At 71.1% G+C, this 26,389-nt stretch carries 22 protein-coding genes; 8 read left to right on the top strand and 14 right to left on the bottom strand.

The window, feature by feature from the left end; all coding sequences use genetic code 11:
- Window positions 1–86 precede the first annotated feature (86 nt).
- The 3 genes from ADL15_RS13550 (at window position 87) to ADL15_RS13540 (ending at window position 2,640) form a co-directional block, all read left to right on the top strand.
- Window positions 87–1,343 (top strand): hypothetical protein, encoded by a 1,257-nt coding sequence (locus tag ADL15_RS13550; protein ID WP_067689283.1) that lies wholly within the window; start codon window positions 87–89, stop codon window positions 1,341–1,343.
- Window positions 1,340–1,999 carry a helix-turn-helix transcriptional regulator gene (locus ADL15_RS13545; protein WP_067689280.1) on the top strand — a complete coding sequence of 220 codons (660 nt, stop codon included), beginning with the start codon at window positions 1,340–1,342 and terminating at the stop codon, window positions 1,997–1,999. The genes ADL15_RS13550 and ADL15_RS13545 overlap by 4 nt, the downstream gene beginning before the upstream one ends.
- A 185-nt stretch (window positions 2,000–2,184) precedes the next feature.
- On the top strand, window positions 2,185–2,640 hold the full coding sequence (locus tag ADL15_RS13540) for a DUF3291 domain-containing protein (RefSeq protein ID WP_067689277.1): 456 nt from the start codon (window positions 2,185–2,187) through the stop codon (window positions 2,638–2,640).
- 143 nt (window positions 2,641–2,783) lie between these two features.
- Here ADL15_RS13540 and ADL15_RS13535 read toward each other — a convergent pair whose 3' ends face one another.
- On the bottom strand, window positions 2,784–5,309 hold the full coding sequence (locus ADL15_RS13535; protein ID WP_067689274.1) for an FtsK/SpoIIIE family DNA translocase: 2,526 nt from the start codon (window positions 5,307–5,309) through the stop codon (window positions 2,784–2,786).
- 87 nt (window positions 5,310–5,396) lie between these two features.
- Between ADL15_RS13535 and ADL15_RS13530 the strand changes: the two genes are divergently transcribed.
- Window positions 5,397–5,804, top strand: coding sequence for a YbjN domain-containing protein (locus tag ADL15_RS13530; protein WP_067689271.1), 408 nt, complete (start codon window positions 5,397–5,399; stop codon window positions 5,802–5,804).
- 63 nt (window positions 5,805–5,867) lie between these two features.
- Here the strand turns inward: ADL15_RS13530 and ADL15_RS13525 are convergent, their stop codons facing one another.
- The 5 genes from ADL15_RS13525 to ADL15_RS13505 form a co-directional block, all read right to left on the bottom strand.
- Window positions 5,868–7,490 (bottom strand): S1 family peptidase, encoded by a 1,623-nt coding sequence (locus ADL15_RS13525; protein WP_067689268.1) that lies wholly within the window; start codon window positions 7,488–7,490, stop codon window positions 5,868–5,870.
- Between the two features lie 114 nt (window positions 7,491–7,604).
- The gene (locus tag ADL15_RS13520) at window positions 7,605–9,293 is read right to left on the bottom strand and encodes a ribonuclease J (RefSeq protein ID WP_067689265.1); all 1,689 of its coding nucleotides are present in this window, start codon (window positions 9,291–9,293) and stop codon (window positions 7,605–7,607) included.
- 13 nt (window positions 9,294–9,306) lie between these two features.
- A complete protein-coding gene (gene dapA / locus ADL15_RS13515; RefSeq protein WP_067689262.1) occupies window positions 9,307–10,200 on the bottom strand; it encodes a 4-hydroxy-tetrahydrodipicolinate synthase in 894 nt (297 codons plus the stop codon).
- Between the two features lie 26 nt (window positions 10,201–10,226).
- The gene (locus tag ADL15_RS13510) at window positions 10,227–10,766 is read right to left on the bottom strand and encodes a DUF2752 domain-containing protein (protein WP_067689259.1); all 540 of its coding nucleotides are present in this window, start codon (window positions 10,764–10,766) and stop codon (window positions 10,227–10,229) included.
- 17 nt (window positions 10,767–10,783) lie between these two features.
- Complete coding sequence (locus ADL15_RS13505; RefSeq protein ID WP_067689256.1) at window positions 10,784–12,001, bottom strand: winged helix-turn-helix domain-containing protein; 1,218 nt, start codon at window positions 11,999–12,001, stop codon at window positions 10,784–10,786.
- A 50-nt stretch (window positions 12,002–12,051) separates the two neighbouring features.
- Here ADL15_RS13505 and ADL15_RS13500 point away from each other — a divergent pair, with 50 nt between their 5' ends.
- Both ADL15_RS13500 and ADL15_RS13495 read left to right on the top strand, forming a co-directional pair.
- Window positions 12,052–12,546 (top strand): GNAT family N-acetyltransferase, encoded by a 495-nt coding sequence (locus ADL15_RS13500; RefSeq protein ID WP_067689253.1) that lies wholly within the window; start codon window positions 12,052–12,054, stop codon window positions 12,544–12,546.
- Window positions 12,547–12,555: 9 nt separating this feature from the next.
- Window positions 12,556–13,128, top strand: a complete 573-nt coding sequence (locus ADL15_RS13495; protein ID WP_067689251.1) for a GNAT family N-acetyltransferase — start codon at window positions 12,556–12,558, stop codon at window positions 13,126–13,128.
- 17 nt (window positions 13,129–13,145) lie between these two features.
- On the opposite strand, the gene dapB is transcribed toward ADL15_RS13495, so the two are convergent.
- The 6 genes from dapB to ADL15_RS13465 form a co-directional block, all read right to left on the bottom strand.
- Window positions 13,146–13,898, bottom strand: coding sequence for a 4-hydroxy-tetrahydrodipicolinate reductase (gene dapB / locus ADL15_RS13490; protein ID WP_067689770.1), 753 nt, complete (start codon window positions 13,896–13,898; stop codon window positions 13,146–13,148).
- A complete protein-coding gene (locus ADL15_RS13485; protein WP_067689767.1) occupies window positions 13,895–14,791 on the bottom strand; it encodes a phosphatase PAP2 family protein in 897 nt (298 codons plus the stop codon). The genes dapB and ADL15_RS13485 overlap by 4 nt, the downstream gene beginning before the upstream one ends.
- A gap of 87 nt (window positions 14,792–14,878) precedes the next feature.
- A complete protein-coding gene (locus tag ADL15_RS13480) occupies window positions 14,879–16,168 on the bottom strand; it encodes a M16 family metallopeptidase (RefSeq protein ID WP_083971212.1) in 1,290 nt (429 codons plus the stop codon).
- A gap of 84 nt (window positions 16,169–16,252) precedes the next feature.
- The gene (locus ADL15_RS13475) at window positions 16,253–18,592 is read right to left on the bottom strand and encodes a polyribonucleotide nucleotidyltransferase (RefSeq protein WP_067689245.1); all 2,340 of its coding nucleotides are present in this window, start codon (window positions 18,590–18,592) and stop codon (window positions 16,253–16,255) included.
- A gap of 188 nt (window positions 18,593–18,780) precedes the next feature.
- Entirely contained in the window at window positions 18,781–19,050 is a 270-nt protein-coding gene (gene rpsO / locus ADL15_RS13470) for a 30S ribosomal protein S15 (protein ID WP_067689242.1), read from the bottom strand.
- Between the two features lie 145 nt (window positions 19,051–19,195).
- Window positions 19,196–20,128: a bifunctional riboflavin kinase/FAD synthetase gene (locus tag ADL15_RS13465; RefSeq protein WP_067689764.1), complete on the bottom strand. Its 933-nt coding sequence runs from the start codon at window positions 20,126–20,128 to the stop codon at window positions 19,196–19,198.
- A gap of 100 nt (window positions 20,129–20,228) precedes the next feature.
- Here ADL15_RS13465 and ADL15_RS13460 point away from each other — a divergent pair, with 100 nt between their 5' ends.
- Together ADL15_RS13460 and ADL15_RS13455 are read left to right on the top strand one after the other, a co-directional pair.
- Complete coding sequence (locus tag ADL15_RS13460; RefSeq protein WP_083971210.1) at window positions 20,229–23,072, top strand: response regulator; 2,844 nt, start codon at window positions 20,229–20,231, stop codon at window positions 23,070–23,072.
- Window positions 23,069–23,470: a response regulator gene (locus tag ADL15_RS13455; RefSeq protein ID WP_232344073.1), complete on the top strand. Its 402-nt coding sequence runs from the start codon at window positions 23,069–23,071 to the stop codon at window positions 23,468–23,470. The genes ADL15_RS13460 and ADL15_RS13455 overlap by 4 nt, the downstream gene beginning before the upstream one ends.
- 183 nt (window positions 23,471–23,653) lie before the next feature.
- Here ADL15_RS13455 and truB read toward each other — a convergent pair whose 3' ends face one another.
- Together truB and ADL15_RS13445 are read right to left on the bottom strand one after the other, a co-directional pair.
- Window positions 23,654–24,541, bottom strand: a complete 888-nt coding sequence (gene truB, locus ADL15_RS13450) for a tRNA pseudouridine(55) synthase TruB (RefSeq protein WP_067689240.1) — start codon at window positions 24,539–24,541, stop codon at window positions 23,654–23,656.
- Between the two features lie 135 nt (window positions 24,542–24,676).
- Window positions 24,677–25,990 carry an MATE family efflux transporter gene (locus ADL15_RS13445; protein WP_067689237.1) on the bottom strand — a complete coding sequence of 438 codons (1,314 nt, stop codon included), beginning with the start codon at window positions 25,988–25,990 and terminating at the stop codon, window positions 24,677–24,679.
- Between the last annotated feature and the right edge of the window lie 399 nt (window positions 25,991–26,389).

Below are 26,389 nucleotides of genomic sequence, written 5' to 3'. Positions count from 1 at the left end.
CGGTGTCACCCGGTCCACCTGAACTTCGTGCTCCGTTCAAGATGGGCTCATGGTTTCGCCTCAGGGGACTCATAGGGTGCGCCTCTATGCGAAACCGGCTCGATCGGCGCCTCACCTCGGAGGCTCTCCTCGTCCTGGCCCTGATCGCCGTGGCCGTCCTGGCCCGGTATGCCGGCCGGCACGAGCAGACCGAGGACCTCAGAATCTTCACGGCCTGGTACCAGAAGCTGATGGCCGCCGGGGGCTTCGAGGGGCTGGGCAAGGAGATCGGCAACTACAACGCGCCGTTCCTCTACCTGCTCTGGGCCTCCTCCCTGCTGCCCGGCTCGATCCTCATCAAGATCAAGCTGGTCTGGACGGCCTTCGACGTCCTGCTGGCGTTCTTCACCTACCGGCTGGTCGCGCTCCGCTGGGGCGCCCGGGCCGGGGTGACCGGCGCGCTGATCATGGTGCTGCTGCCGACCGTGGTGATCAACGCCTCGTTCTACGGCCAGATGGACGCCATGTGGGCGTCCTTCGCGCTCGGCGGCGTCTACTTCCTGGTCCGTGACAAGCCGTGGTGGGGCGTGGTGTTCTGCACCGTGGCGCTGGCCTTCAAGCCGCAGGGCATCTTCATCTTCCCGCTGCTGGCGCTGCTCGTGCTGACCGGCTCGATGAAGGTGCTGCCGCTGGTGGCCGCCCCGATCACCTGGGTGCTGCTGGACCTGCCGGCGATCCTGCTCGGCCGCGACCCGGTCGAGCTGCTGACCATCTACGACCCGGCCCGGCAGTCGGTGCACGTGCCGGCGCTGACCTCGAACGCCCCCTCGGTCTGGACGTTCTTCCCGTTCACCGCGCGGATCGAGACGGTGCGCACACTCGCCTACCTGTTCACCGCGGCCCTGGTGCTGGGGCTGATCCACCTGCTGGTGGCCCGCCGGGTGAGGATGGACGCCACCCGGATCGTCACGGCCGCCGCGGTCTTCGCGATCCTGGTGCCGTTCCTGATGCCCGGCATGCACGAGCGGTACTTCTACCTGGCCGACGTGCTCACCCTGCTGCTGGCGATCTACCGGCCCCGGCTCTGGTACGTGCCGATGCTGGTGCAGGCGTCGTCGCTGCTGATGTACCAGCCGTTCCTGTTCGGCCGGAACGACAAGATCATCGACCCGATGATCCCGGCCGCGTTCATGCTGGCCGCTCTGATCGTGGCGGTCCACACGCTGGTGACCGACGCCTTCGCCCCGCAGCCGGCTGAGGAGCCGGATCCCGCCACGCCGGTCGAGGCGGCCGAGAAGCCCGAGGAGCCCGAGACCGCACGGACTCTAGTGACAAGCGGCGTTGGCAATACGATTGCCGGGTGACGACTTCCGAGGACCTGGACGACCTGGACGACCTGGACGCCCTGACCGCCCTCGCCGACGGCGTGCGGCGACAGGCGTACCGGGTGGTGGCGGACGGGACCGCACCGGTGGGGCGGGACGAGGTGGCCGAGGCGCTCGGCATCGGCCGCACGCTGGCCGCGTTCCACCTGGACAAGCTGGTCACCGCCGGGTTGCTCGAGACGTCCTACGCGCGGAGGTCCGGCAAGACCGGGCCGGGCGCCGGGCGGCCGGCCAAGCTGTACCGGATCACGGCGGCGGAACACGTGGTCAGCGTGCCGCCGCGGTCCTACCGCACCGCCGCCGAGCTGCTCGCCGAGGCGATCGAGCTGGCCGGGGCCGAGGACGTGCTGCACCGGGTCGCCGAGCGGCACGGCCGGCAGGCCACCGCATGCGCCGACGCCCAGGAGTTGCTGGCCGGCCACGGGTACGCCCCGGCGGCGGACGGCCCGGACCGGGTCGAGCTGCGCAACTGCCCGTTCCACCGGGTCGCCGAGCAGTTCCCGCCGACGATCTGCGGCATGAACCTCGCCATGATCAACGGCCTGCTGGCCGGCGCCGGGCTGGCCGGGGAGTGGACCGCCCGGATGGAGGCGGCGCCGGGCCGCTGCTGCGTCGCACTGACCCGCGCCGCTTGATCACTCCCCGGGTCAGCGTGTGAAGTTGCGGCGCGCTCCGCACCGAAAGTCCCCACGCAACAGCTCCTCACCCGTCGCGTGGGGACTTTCGGTGCGCTCCGCGCCACAACTCACCACACAGTGCGGGTGGGGGTCTAAAAACTAAACTGGTTGACATTAGAGGGGTGGGCTGGTGAGCTGGGGGCATGAGCGCCTTCCACCTGGCCCAGATGAACACCGCCGTGCTCCGCGCCCCGCTGGAAGATCCCTCGATGGCCGAGTTCGCCGAGGGTGTCCCGATGATGAACGACCTGGCCGACCGGTCCCCCGGCTTCATCTGGCGGCTGGCCGGTGAATACGGCGACGGCACCATCCGGGCGCCCGAGGACCCGCGCCGGATCTACACGCTCTCGGTCTGGGAGTCGCCCGAGCACCTGCGCGCCTACGCCTACCAGAGCACGCACCTCGACTACCTGCGCCGCCGCCGGGACTGGTTCGTCCCGAACGGGGATCAGGCCGCGCTGGTGATGTGGTGGATCCCGGCCGGGCGGATCCCCACCATGCGGCAGGCGCTCTCCCGGCTCGGGCGGCTGCAGGCCGACGGGCCGACTCCCGAGGCGTTCACCCTCCGGCAGACGTTCCCCGCCCCGGTGTTGATCTGAGGCTCTGACCGCGCCCACCCGCGGACGTCGCCCTTGCGGGTTTCGCGTTCTGGCCGCGCCAGCGGCCTGCGAAGCCCGCAAGGGTCCCGGCGGGAGCAACGATCAGTTATCGGCCGGAGCGCACGACATGAAGATCTTGATTTTCAGTCGACCTTGAGGGAGGCCAGCGCCTCTTCCAGCTCGTCCGGTTTGACCAGCACGTCGCGGGCCTTGGAGCCCTCGGACGGCCCGACGATGCCGCGGGTCTCCATCAGGTCCATCAGCCGGCCCGCCTTGGCGAAGCCGACCCGCAGCTTGCGCTGCAGCATCGACGTCGAGCCGAACTGGCTGGTCACCACGAGCTCGATGGCCTGCAACAGGACCTGCAGGTCGTCGCCGATCTCCTCGTCGATCTGCTTCTGCTTGCTCGGCGCCGGCGCCTCGGTGACGTCCTCGCGGAACTCCGGCTCGCGCTGGTCCTTGCAGAACTTGACGACCGCGGCGATCTCTTTCTCGTCGACCCAGGCGCCCTGGATCCGGACCGGCTTCGACGCGCCCATCGGCAGGAACAGGCCGTCGCCGCGACCCAGCAGTTTTTCCGCACCGGGCTGGTCGAGGATGACCCGCGAGTCGGCCAGCGAGGACGTCGCGAAGGCCAGCCGGGACGGCACGTTCGCCTTGATCAGACCGGTCACCACGTCGACTGACGGGCGCTGGGTCGCGAGCACCAGGTGGATGCCGGCGGCCCGGGCCAGCTGGGTGATCCGGACGACCGAGTCCTCCACGTCGCGCGGCGCGACCATCATCAGGTCGGCCAGCTCATCGATGATCACCAGGAGGTACGGGTACGGCTTCATCACCCGCTCGCTGCCCGGCGGCGCGACGATCTCGCCGCTGCGGACCTTGCGGTTGAAGTCGTCGAGGTGACGCACCCCGTTGGCGGCCAGGTCGTCGTAGCGCATGTCCATCTCGCGGACCACCCACTCCAGGGCGTCCGCGGCCTTCTTCGGGTTCGTGATGATCGGCGTGACGAGGTGCGGGATGCCCTCGTACGCGGTCATCTCGACCCGCTTCGGGTCGACCAGCAGCAGCCGCACCTCGTCCGGCGTGGCCCGGGTGAGCAGGCTGACCAGCAGCGTGTTCAGACAGCTCGACTTGCCCGCGCCGGTCGCGCCGGCGATCAGGATGTGCGGCATCTTGGCCAGGTTGGCGACCACGAAGCCGCCCTCGATGTCCTTGCCGAGCGCGACCACCATCGGATGCTGGTCGCTGGTGGCGGCCCGGGACCGCAGCACGTCACCGAGCGACACGTTCTCCGGGTCGGTGTTCGGGATCTCCACGCCGACCGCGCTCTTGCCCGGGATCGGCGAGAGGATCCGCACGTCCGGTGACTTCACCGCGTACGCGATGTTCCGCGACAGCTGGGTGATCCGCTCCACCTTGACGCCGGGGCCGACCTCCACCTCGTACCGGGTGACGGTCGGGCCGCGGGTGAAGCCGGTGACCAGCGCGTCCACGTTGAACTGGTCGAACACCCCGGTGAGCGCGGCGGTGATCTCGTCGTTGGCGCGGCTGCGGGCCTTGGCCGGCAGGCCCGCGGCGAGCAGGTTCGGCGGCGGCAGGCGGTAGGCGCCGGGCACCGCGGAAATCTCCAGCTGCTCGGCCCGGGTGGGCGGCGGCGAGTGCTCCGCGGGCGGCGCCGGGGTCGGCTTCTTCCGGCTGCCCGGCACCTTCGGCAGGGCCACCGTGTCGTGCAGGATCAGGTCCTCGGCGGGCTCTTCCGGCTCCATCAGGTCGTCCAGCGGAGCGACAGCGGCGGCCTGCCGGCGGCGGGACGGGCGGCGCGGCTTGGCCGGCGCCGGATCGTCCTCGATGTCGTCCAGCACGTCCTCGTCGAGCAGCGGGCCGGTGATCGGCGCGCGCTCCGGGCGGCGGCCGCTGACCAGGTCGAGCAGCAGCAGGAACCGCTCCGGGATCTTGGCGATCGGGGTAGCGGTGATCACCAGCAGGCCGAAGACGAAGAGCAGGACCAGCAAGGGTACGGCGACCCAGGCGCTGACCGCCCGCTCCAGCACCGAGCCGACGCCGTAGCCGAGCAGGCCACCGCTCCCGGTCAGGGCGAGGTCGTCGCGGGGCTCGTCGGAGATGTAGAGCAGGCTGGAGACCGCGATGATGACCGCCGACCAGCCGACCGGGTTGCGCCCCCGGTGGTCCGGGTCGACCGGCTCGCGCATCAACCGGAACGCGCCGTAGAAGAACAGCAGCGGCAGGAAGATCCCCAGGCCGCCGAAGAACAGGTGCACCGCGTCGGCCAGCCGCTGGCCCACCGGCCCGGCGCCGTGCGCCCAGACGGCGACCGCGGTCAGGATCGAGAAACCGAACAGCAGCAGGCCCGCGCCGTCCCGGCGGTGCTCCGCACCGATGTTGCGGGCGTTGCGACCGGCGCCACGGGCCACCCAGCCGAGGCTGTGCGCCACACCCATCCAGAGCGCGCTGACACCGCGGCCCACCCCGATCGCGGCGCCGCCGCCCAGCGAGGTGGTCTTCTTCGGTGTCGCACGTTTGCGGGCGACCGGTCGTGCCGCCGCCTTCTTGACCGGGCGTGCCGGTTGCCGGGCACGCGAGGTCCCGGTGCCGCGCGACGTCGACGCGGCGCGACCCCGGTTCGCCGGAGGAGTACGGCCCGCCATGGATGACACCGTATCCCCCGGGCGCCCCATGCATCGAGAAGGCGCACCGTGACGGCTTCTCACTTTTCTCCGCATTAGGCTCGTGTCGTGCAGCCAGTAGACAACGAGATGATCAAAGCGTCGCTCGACAAGCGCGGGTTCGCGTACTTCGTCGACGCGGACGGTGACGTCGCCGGGAACTTCCAGGGCAACCTGATCTACTTCTTCCTCCTCGGCCAGAACAAGGAGATGCTGCAGATCCGCGCGATGATGCAGCACGTCTTCAAGGTCGAGGACGTCCCCCGGCTCTACGAGTTCTGCAACACCTGGAACCGGGACCAGCTCTGGCCGAAGGCGTACGTGCAGGTCACCGACGACGGAGCGGTGGTCGTGGTGGGCGAGGTCTCCACCGACTGGGAGCGCGGCATCACGCCGGAGCAGCTCGACCAGGCACTGATCTGCGGGATCGCCACCGGTTGCAAGCTCGGCGAGGCGCTGGCCGAGCTCAAGTACTGACTGTTCTCTGCTACGGAAAAGGCCGGAGCCACCAGCGGCTCCGGCCTTTTCCCGTGTCCTTGCCTACTGCACGTTGAAGCCGAGCGCGTAGTCGCCGCTGCCGGACGACGCGACCACCACGTACCGGAACGTGCCGGAGCGCTGGTTGACGCTGAGCGTCTTCACGTCGTCACCCTTGGCCGTGGCCACCGTCTTGAAGCCGTGGTCCGTCTTGCGCTGCAGGACGAGGTCGAAGTCCGCACCGTCCGGCGAGTCCAGGCAGGCGACGTGCTCGCCGGCCCGGGCCCGGAAGGCGCCGTTGTTCGGCTGGGCCTGCGCCGTGCCGGACTTGGTCAGCGACCCGGTCCGCTGCACCGGCAGCGCCGCGCACTCCGAGGCCTCCTCGGCCGGCGGAGCCTCCTCGGACGGCGGGGCTTCCTCGGACGGCGGGGCTTCCTCGGACGGCGGAGCTTCCTCGGACGGCGCCACGGTGGCCGCGTCGGTCGGCGCGGCGGTCGCGCCACCCTCCTCGGCGCCGGTGGTGACCAGGGTCAGTTCGTCGGCCGCCAGGATCTCGTTGACCGGCTGGAAGAACGTCTCGCCGCCGACCGTGCAGTCGCCGGAACCACCCGAGGTGACACCCTGGGCCTGGTCACCGGAGAGCCACGGGCCACCGGAGTCGCCACCCTCGGCACAGACGTCGGTCCGGGTCAGGCCGGTCACCGCGCCCTCCGGGTACACGACGGTCTGGTTCTTCGCCAGGATCGTGCCGCAGAACGTGCCGGTGGTGGAACCGGAACGGCACACCGCGGCGCCGATCGGGGCCTCGGTGTTGCCGGCCACCGGCAGCTCGTTGCCCTTGAAGTCGTTCACCACCGGACGCGGGGTCCAGTCGCCGTTGACCTCGACGAAGCCCATGTCGGCGTCGCCCGGGAAGACCGAGGCCTTCACCACGCCCTGCGCCTCGTTGTTGAAGCCGGTCGTGGTGGTGCCCGGCGTCCCGCAGTGGCCGGCGGTCACGAAGCCGCCCTCCACCGAGAAGCCGATCGAACAGCGGGCGGTGCCGCCGTCCACCGCGATGAAGTACGGGTCCGCGCCGCGCACGTCGAACAGCGGCTTCGGCTGCTGGTTGCTGATCTTCACGGTGATCGCGTCGGAGGAGAGACCGGCCCGGCGCGCGAATGTCTGCGCGGCCGCCTTGTCCCCCGGCTGCGCCACGACGACCAGCTTGTTGGTCGGCGCGTCCACGTACCAGCCGGTCAGGTCGCCGGCCTTGGCCAGCGCGTCGTCCAGCTTGGTCTTGGCCGCGTCCAGCTGGGCCTCGCTGCGCTTGACCAGCACCGGAACGGCGCCGGCCTTCTTCACCACGGCGACCGCGTCAGGATCGGTCACCGCCACCTTGAGAGTCGTGCCGTCCGCGGCGAGCCAGGCGCCGGCGTAGTCGTCGCCGGTGGCCGCGGCCAGGGTCGCGGAGACCCCGCCGGCCCACTTCGACCGGTTCAGCCGCGTGGTCGCCTGTGCCGCGTCGAGGCCCAGGTCACGCTTCATCGCTGCGAGCAGGTCCGGAGACACACCCCCGCTCGCCTTCGTCGTACCGCTGCTGTCGCCGGCCGGCGTCGTGTCGGCCATCGACGGCAGGGTGAAGGCGACCGCTGCTGCGGTCGCCGCCACCACTGCTGCGGCTACGGCGATCGATCTGCGCTGCATCTGGAGTACTCCCTCCGCCACAGGTGCCGTGGGGGCGGCACCGTGACTGGGAATACGCAGCCCGTCCGAAAACGGATGAGTTCTATGCCGTTTTCACAGGTACAAAAGGAATTCTTAAACTTCCACGACCGTCGGGACGATCATCGGCCGGCGACGGTACGCGTCGTTGACCCAGCGCCCGACCGTCCGGCGAACCACCTGTTGCAGCTGGTGAGCGTCGGTGATGCCGTCCTCGGCGGAGCGGTGCAGCGCCGCGGTGAGCAACGGGATGACCGGGTTGAACGCGTCCGGGTCCTCGGAGAAACCTTTTGCCGAGATGCTCGGCTCGCCGACCACTTTTCCGGTCACCGAGTCGATGATCACGGTGGCCGAGATGAATCCGCCGTCACCGAGTATCCGGCGCTCGGTCAGCAGCGACTCGCTGACGTCACCGACGGCCAGGCCGTCGACGTAGACGTACCGGCTCTTCACCCGGCCGACCACGCGGGCGTGGCCCTCGACCAGGTCGACCACGTCGCCGTCCTCGCAGAGCACCACGCGGTCGGCGGCCACCCCCGACTCGATGCCGAGCTGGGCGTGCGCGCGCAGGTGCCGCCACTCGCCGTGCACCGGCATCAGGTTGCTGGGCCGGGTCACGTTCAGCAGGTAGAGCAGCTCGCCGGCCGGCGCGTGCCCGGAGACGTGCACCTTCGCGGTCTCCTTGTGGATGACCGTGGCGCCCGCCCGGGACAGCCGGTTGATCACCCGGTAGACCGAGGTCTCGTTGCCCGGCACCAGCGAGCTGGCCAGCACGACCGTGTCACCGGAGTGGATGGTGATGTGCCGGTGGTCACCGTTCGACATCCGGCCCAGCGCGCTCATCGGCTCGCCCTGCGACCCGGTGGACATGAAGACGATCTCGTCGGGTGGCAGGTGGGTGGCCTCGTCCAGGCCGACCAGCAGGCCGTCCGGGATGCGCAGCAGACCCAGGTCACGGGCGATGCCCATGTTGCGGACCATCGAGCGGCCGATCAGGGCGACCTTGCGCTCGTACTCCCAAGCGGCGTCCATCACCTGCTGCACGCGGTGCACGTGCGAGGCGAAGCTGGCCACGATGATCCGGCCCTTCGCCTTGCCGAAGATCGAGCTGAGCACCGGGCCGATGTCGCGCTCCGGCGTGACGAAGCCCGGGACCTCGGCGTTCGTCGAGTCGGACAGCAGCAGGTCGACACCTTCGGCGCCGAGCCGCGCGAAACCGGCCAGGTCGGTGATCCGGCCGTCCAGCGGGACCTGGTCCATCTTGAAGTCGCCGGTGTGCAGCAGCAGACCGGCCGGGGTGCGCACCGCCACCGCCAGCGCGTCCGGGATCGAGTGGTTCACCGCGAAGAACTCGCACTCGAACGGCCCGAGCCGCTCGATGCCGCCCTCGCGCACGGTCAGGGTGTACGGGTCCAGCCGGCGCTCGGCGAGTTTCGCCTCGACCAGGGCCAGGGTGAACTCCGACCCGACCAGCGGGATGTCCGGTTTGTGGGCCAAAAGGTACGGCACAGCGCCGATGTGGTCCTCGTGCCCGTGGGTGAGCACGATCGCCTGAATGTCCTCGAGCCGGTCCAGAATCGGCGCGAAATCCGGCAGGATCAGGTCGACACCGGGCTGCTCGACGTCGGGGAAGAGCACCCCGCAGTCGATGACCAGCAGTTTCCCGTCGTACTCCAGAACCGTCATGTTGCGGCCGATGGCGCCCAGGCCACCGAGCGGAATGACGCGTAGAGCGCCCTCCGGCAGCGGCGGCGGCGGACCCAGCTCCACGTGAGCTTGACTCATACGCCTCTTCCTGTCAGAGCACGATGCCGGCCGCGGCGGCGTCCTGGCGCAGTTGGTTCAGTTCCTCGTCACTCGCGTCGACCAGCGGCGACCGGACCGGGCCCGCCGGCAGTCCGAGAGCGTTAAGCCCGGCTTTCACCAGCATCGTCCCGGGGGACCGGAAGATGCCGGTGAACAGCGGGAGTGCAGTGCGGTGCAGGGACAGCGCACCCGCCGTGTCGCCCCGCTCCCACGTTTCGATCATGTTCTTCGCCAGCACCCCGGTGAAGTGCGAGGACGTGCCGACCAGGCCGACGCCGCCGATCGCGAGCAGCGGCAGGGTGGCCGCGTCGTCACCGGAGTAATACGCCAGGCCGGTCCGGCTCAGCACCCACGAGCTGGCGATCAGGTCGCCCTTGGCGTCCTTGACCGCGACGATCCGCTCGTGCTCGGCGAGCCGGACCATGGTCTCGGTCGTGATCGCGGTGCCGGCCCGGTGCGGGATGTCGTACGCCATGATCGGCAGCCCGACGGCGTCCGCCACCTCGCGGAAGTGCCGCAGCACGCCGGCCTGCGGAGGCTTGTTGTAATACGGCGTCACGACCAGCAGGCCGTGCGCGCCGGCCTTCTCCGCGGTGTGCGCGAGCTCGATGGTGTGTGCGGTGTTGTTGGTGCCGACACCGGCCACGACGCGGGCCCGGTCACCGACCGCCTCGACCACGGCGCGGAGCAGCGTCTCCTTCTCCGCGTCGGTGGTGGTCGGCGACTCACCGGTGGTGCCGCTGATCACGAGCGCGTCGTTGCGCTGCTCGTCGACGAGGTGAACGGCGAGACGGGCCGCTCCCTCGATGTCCAGGGAGCCGTCCCGGGTGAACGGGGTCACCATGGCGGTCAGCAGCCGTCCGAACGGCCGCGGGTCGTGCGTCATACCTGACAACCTATCGGACGGCCCGCTCACACGTAGAAAGCGGTGAACGGCGCCCACGGCAGGTTACGCAGGATGCTCCACACGCCCCACACCGCCATGAATGTGATCATGGCGGTCGGCGAGAGCGTCAACGGCGGAATCCGCCACTTGAACACCTTCCGGCCGGCCCAGGCGACATACATGTAGATCAGGAACGGCACCGCGAAGACGAACAGCAGGTGGTGCCGGGCGGCCGCGGGCACGTTGCCGTGCAGCAGATACCACGCGGCGCGGGTGCCGCCGCAACCCGGGCAGACAAAGCCGGTGGTGTATTTCAGCAGGCAGGTCGGTGCCGCGCCGGCCTCCATCGAGACCGGATCGGTCAGCAGCGTGTAACCCACCGCGCCGCCCATGCAGGCCAGCACCGCGAGGGGGGCGAGCCACATCGGCGAGCGGGTCGCCAGCCGGTCGAAGAAGCGGGTCAGCCGGTCGGGCTCAGGGGTGTACCGATACGCCGGCCAGTCCGGGGGCACCGGCGGGCCCTGCAGCGGCTGGGAGGCCAGCCACGGGGGCAGGACGGTGCTCATGGGCGCCACGGTACACCTCACGGGCTTTTCAGCGCCTCGCTCAGCGGCCCGGCGAAGTCGCCGGCCACCGGGGCCGCGATGGCCTCCAGGCCCAGCCAGCCGGCCAGGCGGCGCAGCTCGGCGGCGAGCGCCACGGCGGTCTCGTCCTGCCCGGCGGACGGCTCCAGCCACGCGGACGGGACCTCGAGCACACCGGTCTGCCTGTTCGCCTTCAGGTCGACCCGGGCGGCGAACCGGTCGCCGAGCAGGAACGGGAGCACGTAATAGCCATAGAGCCGCTGCGGGCGTGGGACGTAGATCTCGATGCGGTAGGTCATGTCGAACAGCCGCTCGGTGCGCTCCCGCTGCCAGATCAGCGGGTCGAACGGGCTGATCAGGGTGGCCACGTCGACCCGGCGGGGCAGTTTCGCGTCGCGGTGCAGATAGGCCACCGGTTTCCAGCCCTGGACCGCGACCGGGCGCAGCACACCCTCCTCGACCAGCTCGGCCACCGCGGCCCGGCACTCCTTGACCGGCAGCCGGAAATAGTCACGCAGCTCGGGCTCGGCGGCGACGCCCAGCGCCTGCCCGGACAGATCGACGAGGGACCGGATGGCGTCGGCGAGCGGCGGGGTCGGCGCGGCCAGCACCGCCGGTGGCAGGACCCGCTCGGGCAGGTCGTAGCGCCGGGCGAAGGACGTGGTGCGCTCGGCGGCGGTCACCTGACCGGACCAGAAGAGCCACTCCAGAGCCTGTTTCACCACCGACCAGTTCCACCCCCAGTTGTCCTTGCTGCGCGGGGCGTCGTGCTCGATGTCGCTCGCCGTGATCGGCCCGCGCCGGCGCACCTCGTCGAGCACCCAGGCGACCAGCTCGGGCTGCTCGGCGACGATCCGGCGCATGCCACCCCAGGCATACTCACTCGCCCGGGCCATCCGCCAGCGGAACAGCGGCTGCAGGTCAGCCCGGATCAGCGACGCCTCGTGCCCCCAGAACTCGAACAGCTCGCGGGGCTTGCGATAGGCGGCCCGCTCCAGCAGGCCGGCCGGATAGGGACCGAGGCGGCTGTAGAGCGGCATGAAGTGGGCTCGCTGCAGCACGTTCACCGAGTCCATCTGGATCAGGTGCAGGCGGCGCAGCACCCGGCGCAGGTGGCGCAGGTCGGTGGCGCCGCCTGGCTGGGGGTCGGTGAAACCCTGCGCGGCCAGCGTGATCCGGCGGGCCTGCGCGACGGAGAGCTTCTCGGCACTGGTCATCGATCAGCACAGTAGCGCCGGGGTGTGACAGAGTCGGCGAGGTGGGGACGGTGATCCGCGCACAGACCGAGGCCGACTTCGACGCGGTCGCCGGCGTGCACGTGCGCAGCACGCAGGCGAGTTACGCAGGGCTGCTGCCCGCCGCCCACCTGGCCTCGCTCGACCCGGCGGTCTTCGCCGGGCGCCGCCGCGCTCTGCACGGGCAGCCCGGCCGGCACACCCTGCTCGCCGACCGGGACGACCGGATCGCCGGCTTCGCCTCGTTCGGGCCGGACCGCGAGGACCCGGCGCTCGGTGAGCTCTACGCGATCTACGTCGACCCGCCCGCCTGGGGCACCGACACCGGGTGGCGGCTGTTCACCGCGGCCCGGCGGGTGCTGCGGGACGAGGGCTACCCGGCGATGCGGCTCTGGGTGCTGGCCGCCAACGACCGGGCCCGGCGGTTCTACCAGCGGGCCGGGATGACCACCGACGGGGTGCCCGCGACGCACCGCGCGGCGGTCGGGGTAGCGCTGCCGAAACTCCGCTACCGATGTCCTCTGTAGGCTGCCGCCATGGCAAACGGTTTCGTCCGTCCCGCGCGTCCCGCCGACGCTCCGGAGATCGCCCGCATCCAGCTGACCACGTGGCGCACCGCGTACAAGCGGATGTTCCCGGCGCACATCCTGGCCCAGCTCAGCGACGACGTCCTCACCGAGGGCTGGACCCAGGCGATCACCGCGCCGCCGTCACCACGGCACCGGGTGCTGATCGCGGTCGAGCAGAGCGAGACCGCCGAGCACGTGGTCGGGTTCGCCGCCGCCGGGCCGGCCGACGAGGCGGCCCTGGCCCCCGAGGAACCGCCGCTGCCGGACACCGTCGCGGCGGTCACCGACCTGCTGATCGAGCCGCGGTGGGGCCGGCGCGGGCACGGCAGCCGGCTGCTGGCCGCGGCCGTTGACCTGTGGCGCGAGGACGAGTTCCAGTTCGCGGTGGCCTGGGCGTACGACGCGGACGCGGTGATGCGCAAGTTCCTGGAGTCGGCCGGCTGGGCGCCGGACGGGGCCGGGCGGGCGCTGGACGTGGACGACATGCTGGTCCCCCAGCTGCGCCTGCACGTCCAGCTCATCGACAACCTGGACGGCTGATCCCGCTCGACTCCTCCTCAGACGAGCAGGTCGTCGAGGCCGAGGGTCAGTCCCGGACGGGTGAGGACCTCGCGGACGGCGAGCAGCACACCCGGCATGAACGAGGAGCGGTCCAGCGAGTCGTGCCGGATCGTCAGGGTCTCTCCGGTCGTACCGAAAAGAACTTCTTGATGGGCGACCAACCCGGCGGCCCGGACCGCGTGCACCCGGACCCCCTCGACGTCGGCGCCGCGGGCCCCGCCCAGCTCCTCCTGCGTGGCGTCCGGCATCGGCGGGCAGTTCGCGGCCCGGCGCGCCTCGGCGATCAGCCGCGCGGTGTGCATCGCGGTGCCGCTCGGCGCGTCGAGCTTGCGCGGGTGGTGCTGCTCGATGATCTCGACGGAGTCGAACCAGCGGGCCGCGCGGGCGGCGAACTGCATCATCAGGATCGCGCCGATCCCGAAGTTCGGCGCGATCACCACGCCCACCCCGGGCTTCTCGGCGAGCCAGCCGCGGACCTGGTCGAGCCGCTCCTGCGTGAAGCCGGACGTGCCGACCACCACGTGGATGCCCTGCTCGATCGCCCAGCGCAGGTTTTCCATCACCACGCCGGGGTTGGTGAAGTCGACGAGCACCCGGGCCTCGGCGGCGCCGGACAGCGGGTCGCCCTGGTTGATCAGCGCGACCAGGTCGAGGTCGGGGGCGGCGTCGACCGCCTTGCACACCTCGAGGCCCATCCGGCCCCGAGCACCCAGCACACCGACACGGACGGGTTCGCGCAGCTCAGTCACACCGACGAACTTAACGTACGGCGACGGGCCGCCCACCACCGCTCGGCCAGGCCCACCACCAGGAAGACCGTCGCCACGTAGGCCCACCCGACCAGCACGTCGATCACGTAGTGCTCCCCGGTGTAGACCAGCGTGAACGTCATCGCCAGCGGGTACGCCAGCAGCACCGGCCACCACCGCTTGCGGACCAGCGGGAGGAAGAACGCGACGGCCATCATGGCCCACGCGGTGTGCAGCGAGGGCATCGCGGCGACCGGGTTGGACTGCTCCACCTGCAGCGCGTTCAGCGTGTTGCCGGCGCCGTGCAGGCCGAGCACGTCCCAGCCGTTCGTGGAGATCCGGGTGACCGGCTCGGCGAGGTAGCCGTACTCGTGCGCCCACCACGGCGGGGCGGCCGGGTAGAGGAAGTAGGTGATCAGGCCGAACACGCACAGCGTGATCCAGCGGCGCATGAACCGGGCCCACGGCACCCGGTCACGCACCCAGAGGACCACCGCGATGGTCGGCACGGTCAGGAAGTGCGAGACGTAGACCAGGGTGACGATCGCCAGCCACCACGGGGTCTGCCCCGGGTGGTACAGGTGCTCCTGCAGCCACGTGGTCGGCACCTGGCCGCCGGTGAGCCAGCCGAACATCGCCTTGTCCGCGTCGATCAGCGGGGTCACGTGCGGGGCGAAGAAGTCGTCGGCCCAGCTGCGCGACACGTTGTAGACCACCAGCAGCAGCGCGATCGGCAGCCAGTCCCGCAGGAACCGCAGGTGGGTCTTCCACGGCCGGTAGTTGCGCCAGGCGATGGTGGCCAGCCACAGCCAGCCGAACGCGATCAGCGGGTCGCTGGTCGGCACCCCGATGAAGTAGACCCCGACCGCGAAGACCACCGCCCAGATCAGCATCCCGATGATCCGACGCTTGCGCAGATCGGGTGGCAGCGGGGCGGCAGGCGTATCGGGCGGGGTCTCCAGCGTCGTCACCGGGCAAGGTTAACCAGGGGGAAACGCGCCCTCGTCGAACGGCCCCACCACGGCCAGGGAGTGTTTGCGGGTGAGCAGATCCGCGGCCACCTGCCCGACATCGGCGAGTGTCACCGCGTCGACCCGGCCGAGCAGCTCGTCCACGCCCATCAGGTCGCCGTGCAGCAGCTCGGACTTGGCCAGCCGGCTCATCCGCGAGCCGGTGTCCTCGAGGCCCAGGACGTACGAGCCCTTGACCATGCCCTTGCCGCGGACCAGCTCGTCGGGGGTGATTCCGCTCTCGGCCACCCGTTCGAGTTCGGTCCGGATCAGGTCGAGCACCTCGCCGGCCTTGCCCGGAGCGCAGCCGGCGTAGACGCCGAACAGCCCGGAGTCGGCGTACTGGGCGGCGTACGAGTACACCGAGTAGGCCAGGCCCCGCTTCTCCCGGATCTCCTGGAAGAGACGGCTGGACATGCCGCCGCCGAGGACGTTGTTGAGCACGCCCATGGCGAACCGGCGCTCGTCGTACCGGCTCATGCCGGCGCCGCCGAGCACGATGTGCGCCTGCTCGGTGTCCCGGTGCACGACCACGTTCTGCGGCTTCAGGACCCGGACCCGCTTGTCCGCGGCCCGCGGCTTGGCCGGTGCGGCGTCGCCGGTGTCCAGCGGGCTGCCGGCCAGCGCCTTGCGCACCAGCCGGACCACCGTGGCGTGGTCCAGGTTCCCGGCCGCGGCGACCACCACCTCCGGCGCCTTGTACCGGCGCCGGTAGAAGGAGTCGATCTGGTTCCGGGTCATCGGGGTGACCGACTCCGGGGTGCCGGAGATCAGCCGGCCGAGCGGGTGGCTGCCGTAGATCGCCTCGGCGAAGATGTCGTGCACCTCGTCGCCCGGCTCGTCCTCGTGCATGGCGATCTCCTCGAGGATCACGCCACGTTCGGTCTCCACGTCGGCCGGCTCGAGCAGCGAGTCGGCCACCGCGTCCACCAGCACGTCGACCGCCAGCGACAGGTCACTGTCGAGCACCCGCGCGTAGTAGCAGGTGTACTCCTTCGTGGTGAAGGCGTTGGTCTCGCCGCCCACCGCCTCGATCTCCGAGGAGATCTCCATGGCGGTGCGCTTGTGGGTGCCCTTGAAGAGCAGGTGTTCCAGGAAGTGCGAGGCGCCGGACATGGCCGGGGTCTCGTCCCGGGAGCCGATCCCGACCCAGATGCCGAGAGCGGCACTGCGGGTGTGCGGGATCACCTCGGTGATGATGCGCAGGCCACTGGGCAGGACGGTTCGCCGCACACCGTCTTGCAGGATGGAGGTTTTCATCCGTTTTAGGGCGGCGGCGGGGTGGTTGGATGGGGTAGCAACGCGGGCCGGCCTCTCGGCCGGCCCGCGGTTGTTCGCTGTCACTTAGTCGCGGCGCTCGCCACCGGCCGGGCGGGCCCGGCGACGGCGGGGCTCGCCACCACCCTCGCCACGGGGACCGCGGTCCTCGCGGGGCGGGCGGCCACCCTCGGCTGCGGCACCCTCGGCGGGCGCGGCGGCCGGAGCGGCGGCGGGCGCCTCGGCGCCCTCCGGCTTGACCTTGTCCAGGTAGATCTTGCCGCGAGCGTCGATCTCGGCGATCTTGACCTCGACCCGGTCGCCGACGTTGAGGAAGTCCTCAACCTTGTCGACCCGCTTGCCGTCGCCCACCTTGGAGATGTGCAGCAGGCCGTCGCGGCCCGGCAGCAGCGAGATGAAGGCGCCGAACGCGGCCGTCTTCACCACGGTGCCGAGGAACTGGTCGCCGGCCTTCGGCATCGTCGGGTTGGCGATCGCGTTGATCCGCTCGACCGCGGCCTGAGCGGCCGGGCCGTTCGTCGCGCCGACGTAGATCGTGCCGTCGTCCTCGATCGAGATGTCGGCGCCGGTCTCGTCCTGGATCGCGTTGATGGTCTGGCCCTTCGGCCCGATCACCATGCCGATCTTGTCGACCGGGATCTTCACGGTGGTGACCCGCGGCGCGTACTCGCTCATCTCGGCCGGAGCCTCGATCGCGGCGGTCATCACGGCGAGGATCGTGGCGCGAGCCTCGTGCGCCTGCTGCAGCGCGCCGGCCAGCACGTCCGACGGGATGCCGTCGAGCTTGGTGTCCAGCTGCAGGGCGGTGACGAACTCGCTGGTGCCGGCGACCTTGAAGTCCATGTCACCGAACGCGTCCTCGGCACCGAGGATGTCGGTCAGCGCGATGTACTCGGTCTTGCCGTCGACCTCGTCCGAGATCAGACCCATCGCGATACCGGCGACCGGGGCCTTCAGCGGCACACCGGCGCTGAGCAGAGCCAGCGTCGAGGCGCAGACCGAACCCATCGAGGTCGAGCCGTTCGAGCTGAGCGCCTCGGAGACCTGACGGATCGCGTAGGGGAACTCCTCGCGCGACGGCAGCACCGGGACGAGCGCGCGCTCGGCCAGCGCACCGTGGCCGATCTCACGCCGCTTCGGCGAGCCGACCCGGCCGGTCTCACCGGTCGAGTACGGCGGGAAGTTGTAGTTGTGCATGTAGCGCTTGGTCTTCTCGGGAGCGAGAGTGTCCAGCGACTGCTCCAGGCGCAGCATGTTCAGCGTGGTGACACCCAGGATCTGGGTCTCGCCGCGCTCGAACAGCGCCGAGCCGTGCACCCGCGGCAGCACGCCGACCTGGGCGGACAGCCCACGGATGTCACGCGGGCCACGGCCGTCGATCCGGATCTGGTCGCGCAGCACGCGCGCCCGGACCTCGGACTTGGTGACCGAGCGGAACGCCGCGCTGATCTCCTTCTCGCGACCCTCGAACCGGGAGTCGAGCAGCTCGTGCGCCTTGGCCTTGATCCGGTCCAGGGCTTCCTCGCGCTCGGCCTTGCCGGCGATGGTCAGCGCCTCGGCGGTCTCGCCGCGAACGGCCTCGACCACCGCGGAGTAGACGTCGTCCTGGTAGTCCAGGAAGACCGGGTACTCGGCGACCGGCTTGGCGGCCACCTCGGCCAGTTCGCTCTGCGCGCGGCACAGCTCGCGGATCGCGGGCTTGGCGGCCTCCAGGCCACTCGCCACGACCTCCTCGGTCGGCGCGACGGCGCCGGCCTGGATCAGCTTGATCGCGTGCGGGGTGGCCTCGGCCTCGACCATCATGATCGCGACGTCGCCGTCGGCCAGGACCCGGCCGGCCACCACCATGTCGAAGGTGGCCCGCTCGAGCTCCTCGAGGGTCGGGAACGCGACCCACTGGCCCTCGACGTGCGCGACGCGGGTCGAACCGACCGGGCCGCTGAACGGCAGGCCGGAGAGCTTGGTGGACATCGAGGCGGCGTTCATGGCCACGACGTCGTACGGGTGCTGCGGGTCGAGGGCGAGAACCGTCTCGACGACCTGGACCTCGTTGCGCAGGCCCTTGGTGAACGACGGGCGCAGCGGCCGGTCGATCAGGCGGCAGGTGAGGATGGCGTCCTCGCTGGGACGGCCCTCACGCCGGAAGAACGAGCCGGGGATGCGGCCCGCGGCGTACATCCGCTCCTCGACGTCGACGGTCAGCGGGAAGAAGTCGAAGTGCTCCTTCGGCGTCTTGCCGGCCGTGGTCGCGGAGAGAACGGTGGTGTCGCCCAGCTGGACGATCACCGAACCGGCAGCCTGCTTGGCAAGGCGGCCGGTGGAGAAAACGATCTCGCGGGTGCCGAACGACCCGTTGTCGATGACGGCGGTGCGAGATTCGGTGCCGAGAGCGGATTGCTCTGTCAAGTGAAGTGCTCCTCTTCGTCGAGGGACCCGGCGGTCTACAGCGCGGTTCAGAAGGCCGGTCTTCGATCGAAGTACCCAGGTATGTCTGCCTGGGAACCACTACCGGAGACCGGTGCTGCCGGTGTGAGAGCCGCGCGGGTCCGTGGGGTGGTGCGCCGGGAGCGGCCGAAGCCGCTCCCGGGGTGAAACTATCGACGCAGGCCGAGGCGCTCGATGAGCGTCCGGTAGCGGGCGATGTCCTTCTTCTGAACGTAGTTCAGCAGGCGGCGGCGCTGACCGACGAGCAGCAGCAGACCACGACGGCTGTGGTGGTCGTGCTTGTGCAGCTTCAGGTGCTCGGTCAGGTCGGCGATCCGCTTGGTCAGCATCGCGACCTGAACCTCGGGCGAACCAGTGTCGCCTTCCTTGGTCGCGTACTCACCCATGATCTTGGTTTTGGTCTCTTGGTCGAGCGCCATGATCTCCGAACTTCTGTGTTGCCGAATCAACGATCCTGCGACCCGCGGCGTCGGGCAGGCCATGCTTGGTGCAGCGTCATGCCGGTTGAAGCACAGCAGGACCGGTGTCGAATAATCCATACGACGGTTAAACCCTACCAGGGGGTTATCGGAGCAACACGCGGGTCTCTTCCACGTCAGCCCGGATCTGCGCGATAAGCGGATCGATGGAATCGTATGTGCGCTGTTCTCGAAGGTGCGCCACGAAGTCCAGGCTGACCCGCTCGCCATAGAGGTCACCCTCGAAGTCGAGAGCGTAGGCCTCCACCCGCCGTTCCCGCCCGGAGAAGGTGGGATTGGTGCCGATCGACACGCTCGCCGCCCACCGGCCGGCATTCTCACCGCTGCGCGTGAGCCAGGCCGCATAAACGCCGTCGGCCGGCACCGCGGCATAGCGATGCGTCATCAGATTGGCGGTCGGGAAACCGAGTTCGCGGCCGCGCTGATCGCCGCGGACCACCACACCGGCCACCTGGTGCGGCCGGCCGAGCGCCACCGCCGCGGCCCGCACGTCCCCGGCGTCCACACAGCTGCGGATGTACGTCGAGGAGAACACCACCCCGTCCGCCGAGACCAGCGGAGCATCCTCGACGGTGAACCCGAACGTCGTGCCCAGGCTCTCCAGCAGCGCCGCGTCACCCGCGGCCTTGTGCCCGAACCGGAAGTTGTCACCGATCACCACGTCGGCCGCGTGCAGCGACTCGACGAGCACGTCGTGCACGAACTCGTTCGGGTCGAGCTGCGAGAACGCCGCAGTGAACGGCACCACGCACAGCGCGTCCACCCCGAGCTGCTCGATCAGCTCGGCCTTGCGCACCGGCTCGGTCAGCACCGCCGGGTGCGAACCCGGGCGGACCACCTCGGCCGGGTGCGGGTCGAACGTCAGCACCACCGACTGCAGGCCCAGGTCCCGGGCCCGTTTCACCGCGTGCCCGATGATCGCCTGGTGACCGCGGTGCACGCCGTCGAAGACGCCGATGGTCACGACCGACCGGCCCCAGCCACCGGGGACCGCCTCTAACCCCCGCCACCGCTGCATCGAAAGCTCCTCCACCCAGTTGTCAGCCCTAGCGTATCGATCGCCCAGAGACGGCGTATCCCCCCTCGGGCGCGCCCGGATAGGTACGATTGACACCGATATGAGCGTCGAGTGGACCGGCCTAGTGCTGCTCGCCGCGGAGATCACCTTCGCGGTGCTCTTCCTGCGCGCGCTGCTCGGATACCTACGCCGCCGCGACCCGCTGCAGGGTGACGTCACCCTGGTCTTCGGCCCGTGCACGCTGGCCTTCGGCGCGGACGTGCTGTGGCAGACCATCGGCAGCCGGCCGGCCTGGACCGGCGCGCTCACCGCGATACCGCTGATGGCCCAGCCCTACCTCACCATGCGCCTGGCCGGTCGGCTGCGGCACGTGTCCCGGGCGCTGATCGGCGCCACGCTGGCAGGCTACGTGGCCCTGGCGGTCCCGCTGGCGGTGCTCCCCCGGCCGCTGCCGCCCGGGCTGATCGGCGTGGCGGTGGTCTACTTCCTGGCCGCCGAGATCAGCGCGGCCGCCCTGCTGTTCGGCAAGGCACGTATGCGTACCGGCACGAACCGGGTCCGGCTGATGACCGCGGCCGGCGCCACCCTGGTGTTCGGCGTGATGGTGATGCTGATCGGCGCGGCCCCGGACGGCGACTCGCCGGCCCGGGCGGTCAGCCGGTTCCTCGCCCTGGCCAGCGGCCTCGGCTACCTGCTCGCGTTCGTGCCGCCGGACTGGCTGCGCCGGCTCTCCTCGGCCAGCGCCGCCCAGTCGATCACCCGGCGGCTGCTGCACGGGCCGGCCGACTCCCCCGAGCAGGTCTGGCAGACGTACGCGGAGATCATGCTGGAGCAGACCGGCGCGGACGCGGTCGCCGTGCTGCTGCCCCACCACACGCTGCCGGACGGCTCGCTGGAGCAGATCGGGTACGCCGGGCCGCCGCTCGACGTGCCGGACGAGCCGATCCAGGCCGACCTGGCCGCGCTGGTCCGCCCCGGCCGCCCGCTGCGGCTGCGCGAGGGTGACCCGGCGCTGGTCCGGCACTTCGGCGCCGGGCTGCGCGCCGATTTCGTCACCGTGCTGCCGATGCCGGTCCCGCCGGACGTGACCGGCTGGGTGCTGTTGCTCAACCGGTACCGCAACCTGTTCAGCGACGACGACCTGGGCCTGCTGGCCGAGCTCGGCGGCCAGGCCGGCATCCTCGCCGAACGCCAGGCCGTGACGGTCCGCGAGCGCCGGCTGGGGTCCGAGCTCAGCAACTCGGTCGAGGCGCTGACCCGGGCGAACGAGGCGAAGAGCAACTTCCTGGCGAACATGAGCCACGAGCTGCGCACCCCGCTCAACGCGATCATCGGGTTCAGCGACCTGATGCGCCTGGAGGAGCCGGAGGGCGACCGCCGCCGGGTGCCGGCCGACTGGGTCGACCACATCCACAGCAGCGGGCGGCACCTGCTCGGCCTGATCAACGACATCCTGGACCTGGCGAAGGTGGAGGCCGGCCGGATGGACCTGCGGGTCGCGCCGGTCCGGGTGGACACCGCGATCGAGGAGCTGCTCACCACGCTCGCGCCGCTGTTCGCGGAGAAGAAACTGACCGTACGGACCGAGCTGACCCCGGTCACCGCGCTGGCCGACCGGCTCCGCCTGCGGCAGGTGGTGGAGAACCTGCTCTCCAACGCGATCAAGTTCACCCCGGCCGAGGGCACCGTCACGATCGCCACCGGTGCCGCGGACGACCAGGTGACGATCACCGTGACCGACACCGGCGTGGGCATCGCGGCCGACGACACGGAGCGTGTCTTCGAGGAGTTCCAGCAGGTCGGCGACCCCGATCGGCGGCAGGCCGGCACCGGGCTGGGCCTGGCGCTGACCCGCCGGATGGTGCAGGCCCAGCGCGGCGAGATCACCTTGCGGTCCGCTCCGGGCCAGGGCAGTTGTTTCACCGTACGACTACCTGAGGCACCGGTGACCCAGCCGACCGCCGCGGGCGCCACGAACTCGCCGTACGTGCTGCTGATCGAGGACGACCCGCACTCCGCCGAGCTGATGCAGACCCAGCTGAACAACGCCGGGTACCGCGTCGAGGTGGCCGGCACCGGGGAGAGCGGGCTGGCGGTGGCCCGGGCACACCGGCCGGACGCCATCGTGCTCGACGTGGAGCTGCCCGGCATCTCCGGCTGGGAGGTGATCCGGCGGCTGAAGACGGACGCCGGGCTGGCCGCCGTACCGGTCTTCTTCGTCAGCATCCTGGACGAGGCCGCGGCCGGGCTGGCCCTCGGCGCGCACGACTACTTCGTCAAGCCGGTCGACCAGCCGGCCCTGCTCACCGCGCTGGCCAACGCGATCGCCACCCGGCCGGCGCCGCGGGTGCTGGTGATCGACCACGACGACGCGGTCCGCCAGGCGATCGAGGACGGCCTGCGGGCCGGCGGCGCCGACGTGGTGGCCTGCGCCGACGGCCGGGACGGGCTGGCCCGCAGCCGCGCGGAGAGCTTCGACCTGATCGTCTGCGACATGCAGTCCCCGTCGGTGGACGGCTTCAGCCTGCTCGCCGCGATCGAGCAGGACCCGTCCGGGCGGCACACCCCGGTGCTCGGCCTCAGCGCGGCGGCCCTGTCCGAGCGCGAGCCCGGTGACACCGCACCGCTGATCGCGACCGCGATGGCCGGTGGCGTGGTCGCCGAGGCGATGGCCGGCGGCGCGGGCTGGGACAGCCTGGCGCCGCTGCTCGGCCGGCACCCGGCGGCGTACCACCCGGGCCTCCCGCACCACCCGGCGCATCCGGCGGCCCGGCGCACCACCAGCGGCGCGCACCCGGCGGCCGGCAGCATCCCGCTCGCCCTCCCGTTGCGCGGCGCGGTGCCGGGCCTGCCCGGCCGCTTCTCCGGCACCGCACACCCGCCCGAGTCCGCCCTCCTCACCCCGGCGACGTCCGGGACCGCAGTTCCGAAGGAGAACCCGTGACCGACCGGCGCCGCATCCTCCTCGTCGAGGACGAGGAACTGAACCGCATGCTGGTCAAGGCGGTGCTGTCCCGCGCCGGTGTGGACGCGGTCCGCAACGCCGAGCTGGTCGACGCCACCACCCTGAGGGAGGCCCGCGACCGGCTGGACGACACCGAGGTGGACCTGATCCTGCTGGACCTGAACTTGCCCGACGGCAACGGCCTGACCCTGGCCCGCGAGCTCAAGGCCGGCGACCCGCCCCCGGACCGCCCGAAACCGGTGGTGGTCGCGGTGACCGCCAGCGTCCTGCCGCAGGACCAGAAGGCCGCCCTGGACGCCGGCTGCGACGACTTCCTCGACAAGCCCTACGCCGCCGCCGACCTGGTCGCCACGGTCGCCCGCCACCTGCGCCCTTAACCCCCCTTTTGGTACGCGTACGGAGCGCTCGTCCGCAGGCTACGAGCCGGGTCCCGCCCGTGAGGCCGCGCCACGTCCGCGCCACCACCGCCCCAGCCGCGCCCCACCGCCCCGGCTGGCTCTCAGCGCCCTTATCGACCCTCCATAAGGGCCCCCATGACCAGCCGGGCCGGAGCAGGCGGGTCAGGCCGGGAGCAGGACGATCTCGGCGCGGGCCCGGCCGTCCCGCTCGCTGACGATCGCCAGGACCTCGCCCTCCGGGGAGAAGACCGCGTACGGACCGTCGATGCCCACCGTCGCCAGCGGCCCGCCGTGCCGCAGCACCCGGGTCTCCTCCTCGGTGGCCACCCGCTCCGGGAACGCGCGCCGGGCGGCGTCCGAGATCGGCAGCCCGATCACGTCGGGCGCCCGTTCCTCGAGCTGTTCCAGGGTGAGCGCGGCGTCCAGGGTCAGCCCGCCCACCGCCGTACGCCGCAGAGCCGTGAGATGACCGCCCACCTGGAGCGAAGTCCCCAGATCCCGGGCGATGGCCCGGATGTAGGTGCCGGACGAACAGGTCACGTCCACGTCGATGTCGATCACGTCGGCGCCGTCCGGGCGGCGGATGTCCAGCACCTCGAGCCGGTGCACGGTGATCCGCCGGGCCGGGATCTCCACGGTCTCGCCGTCGCGCACCCGCTTGTACGCCCGCTGCCCGTTGATCTTGATGGCGCTGACCGCACTCGGCACCTGGTCGATCTCGCCGACCTGGACGGCCAGCCCGGCCCGGATCGCCTCGTCGGTCACCCCGGCCGTGGACGCGGTCGTGGTGACGTCACCCTCGGCGTCGTCGGTGACCGTCGACTGGCCCAGCCGGATCGTCCCGGCGTAGCTCTTCTCCGACCCGATCACATAGGTCAGCAGCCGGGTGGCCCGGTTCACCCCGATGATCAGCACTCCGGTCGCCATCGGGTCCAGCGTCCCGCCGTGCCCCACCCGGCGGGTCTTGGCCAGCCGCCGGATCCGCGAGACCACGTCGTGCGACGTCATCCCGGCCGGCTTGTCCACCACGATCAGTCCATCCACGTTCACCCGCCCACCCTATGGCCCACCCCGCCGGCCCCCACCGCTGCCTCGCGGCCGCAGGTCTCCCGGCTGGTGCTCAGGGGTGCCTCACGGCTTGTGAGGCACCCCTGAGCACCAGCCGGGACCGCAAGCGGCCCGCGCTCAGCGGGTGGCGCCGACCACCAACCATCGCGGGGAGCGCCAGCGGGTGACCGTCGCGACCAGGCGGACCATGACGAACAGCGCCAGGCCGGCCCAGACCCCACCCAGGCCGAGGTCCAGGGCATACGCCAGCCAGATCATCGGCAGGAAGCCGCACAGCGCGCCGAGGATCGTGGTGGTCCGCAGGTAGGCGATGTCGCCGGCGCCGATCAGCACCCCGTCCAGCGCGTAGACCACCCCGGCGAACGGCAGCAGCCCGACGAACCACGGCCAGATCACCGCGGTCTGCTCGCGCACCGACGGGTCACCGGTGAACCAGCCCGGGATCACCGAGGCGCCGGCCGCCACCAGCGCCGCGAAGACCACCGCGGCCGCACCGCCGGCGAGCGTCACCCGGCGGGCGACGTCCTTGGCTTGGTCCACGTCGCCGGCCCCGAGCGCCGCGCCGACCAGCGACTGCGCGGCGATCGCCACCGCGTCCAGCACCAGCGCGGCGAAGAACCACAGCTGCAGCGCGATCTGGTGCGCGCCGACCGCGGCGACGCCGAAGCGGGACGCGACTGCGGTCGCGGAGAGGAAGCAGGCCTGGAACGCGGCGCCCCGGATCAGCAGGTCGCGGCCGAGCACCACCTGCTGGACGATCACCGACGGCACCGGGCGCAGCTGCCGGGTCTCGCGGATCAGCGACCACAGGAAGAGCGCGCCACCGACCGACTGCGCGGTCACGTTCGCGATCGCCGAGCCGGTCAGGCCCAGCCCGGCCGGGTAGACCAGCACCGGGCAGAGGACCGCGGAGAAGACGTTCGCGCCGAGCACGATGATCAGCGGGCGGCGGGTGTTCTGCACGCCGCGCATCCAGCCGTTGCCGGCCGCCGCGAGCATCAGCCCGGGCGCGCCGAGGACGGCGATCCGCAGCCAGCCGGCCGCGGCGTCGGCGGTCTCCGGGTTACCGGCCAGCGCGTGCGCGACCGGGCCGGCGAAGACCGTGCCGAGCACGACGAGCAGCAGGCCGAGGCCGAGCGCCAGCCAGGACGCCTGGACACCCTCGGCGACGGCGGCCGGGCGGTCACCCGCGCCGAAGCGGCGGGCGGCGCGTCCGGTCGTCCCGTACGCCATCAGCGTCCCGAACCAGACGGCGACCGACATCACCGTGCCACCGACGGCGACCGCGGCCAGCGGGACCGGGCCGAGGTGGCCGACCACCGCGGTGTCCACCAGGACGTAGAGCGGTTCGGCGGCGAGCACCACGAGCGCCGGCAGGGCGAGCTTGGCGATCTGCCTGGTGCTGGCGGAGGACTGGACGGACAGGCTCATGGTGTCCCATGATGCCCGCCCAGCGGTAAGGGTTACAAGCCCAGTTGAGGCCTTACAGCCTACTGACGCGTGTCCAGTGAGGTCTGCAGCGCGCGACGCGCCTGCTCACGGGCGGCGTCGTCGGTGGGCTGCGGCTTCGGCTTGGCGGCCATGAGAGTGGTTCCTTCCAAAGTTTGGGTGGGGCGCACCGCGCAGCGGGCGCCCGGGAGCGGTCGAGCAGAGCGTCACGAGAGGCCGGTCCGGGATCGCCGGACGCCTGGCGGAGGTGACGCGCCCGGGGCGGTGGACCCGGGTGGGCTCGCGGTCTCGCGGTGGCGGAGGTGTCAGCCGCACGAAACCAAATCACCGTTCAGCACTCAAACTAACGTTCAGTCAGCCCCGCGCAGGGTGGGATCCCGG

Origin of the sequence: Actinoplanes awajinensis subsp. mycoplanecinus (genome assembly GCF_001509495.1) — a bacterium.
Taxonomy (GTDB): domain Bacteria; phylum Actinomycetota; class Actinomycetes; order Mycobacteriales; family Micromonosporaceae; genus Actinoplanes; species Actinoplanes palleronii.
This window is presented reverse-complemented; position numbering and strand designations above follow the sequence as displayed.

What these genes read in the sequence shown, in the direction of transcription:
- ADL15_RS13550 (WP_067689283.1), top strand. Translation starts at nt 87, where the DNA reads ATGCGAAACCGGCTCGATCGGCGCCTCACCTCGGAGGCTCTCCTCGTC.
- ADL15_RS13540 (WP_067689277.1), top strand. Translation starts at nt 2,185, where the DNA reads ATGAGCGCCTTCCACCTGGCCCAGATGAACACCGCCGTGCTCCGCGCC.
- ADL15_RS13535 (WP_067689274.1), bottom strand. Translation starts at nt 5,309, where the DNA reads ATGGCGGGCCGTACTCCTCCGGCGAACCGGGGTCGCGCCGCGTCGACG.
- ADL15_RS13525 (WP_067689268.1), bottom strand. Translation starts at nt 7,490, where the DNA reads ATGCAGCGCAGATCGATCGCCGTAGCCGCAGCAGTGGTGGCGGCGACC.
- ADL15_RS13520 (WP_067689265.1), bottom strand. Translation starts at nt 9,293, where the DNA reads ATGAGTCAAGCTCACGTGGAGCTGGGTCCGCCGCCGCCGCTGCCGGAG.
- dapA (WP_067689262.1), bottom strand. Translation starts at nt 10,200, where the DNA reads ATGACGCACGACCCGCGGCCGTTCGGACGGCTGCTGACCGCCATGGTG.
- ADL15_RS13510 (WP_067689259.1), bottom strand. Translation starts at nt 10,766, where the DNA reads ATGAGCACCGTCCTGCCCCCGTGGCTGGCCTCCCAGCCGCTGCAGGGC.
- ADL15_RS13505 (WP_067689256.1), bottom strand. Translation starts at nt 12,001, where the DNA reads ATGACCAGTGCCGAGAAGCTCTCCGTCGCGCAGGCCCGCCGGATCACG.
- ADL15_RS13495 (WP_067689251.1), top strand. Translation starts at nt 12,556, where the DNA reads ATGGCAAACGGTTTCGTCCGTCCCGCGCGTCCCGCCGACGCTCCGGAG.
- ADL15_RS13485 (WP_067689767.1), bottom strand. Translation starts at nt 14,791, where the DNA reads ATGCTGATCTGGGCGGTGGTCTTCGCGGTCGGGGTCTACTTCATCGGG.
- ADL15_RS13480 (WP_083971212.1), bottom strand. Translation starts at nt 16,168, where the DNA reads ATGAAAACCTCCATCCTGCAAGACGGTGTGCGGCGAACCGTCCTGCCC.
- rpsO (WP_067689242.1), bottom strand. Translation starts at nt 19,050, where the DNA reads ATGGCGCTCGACCAAGAGACCAAAACCAAGATCATGGGTGAGTACGCG.
- ADL15_RS13465 (WP_067689764.1), bottom strand. Translation starts at nt 20,128, where the DNA reads ATGCAGCGGTGGCGGGGGTTAGAGGCGGTCCCCGGTGGCTGGGGCCGG.
- ADL15_RS13460 (WP_083971210.1), top strand. Translation starts at nt 20,229, where the DNA reads ATGAGCGTCGAGTGGACCGGCCTAGTGCTGCTCGCCGCGGAGATCACC.
- ADL15_RS13445 (WP_067689237.1), bottom strand. Translation starts at nt 25,990, where the DNA reads ATGAGCCTGTCCGTCCAGTCCTCCGCCAGCACCAGGCAGATCGCCAAG.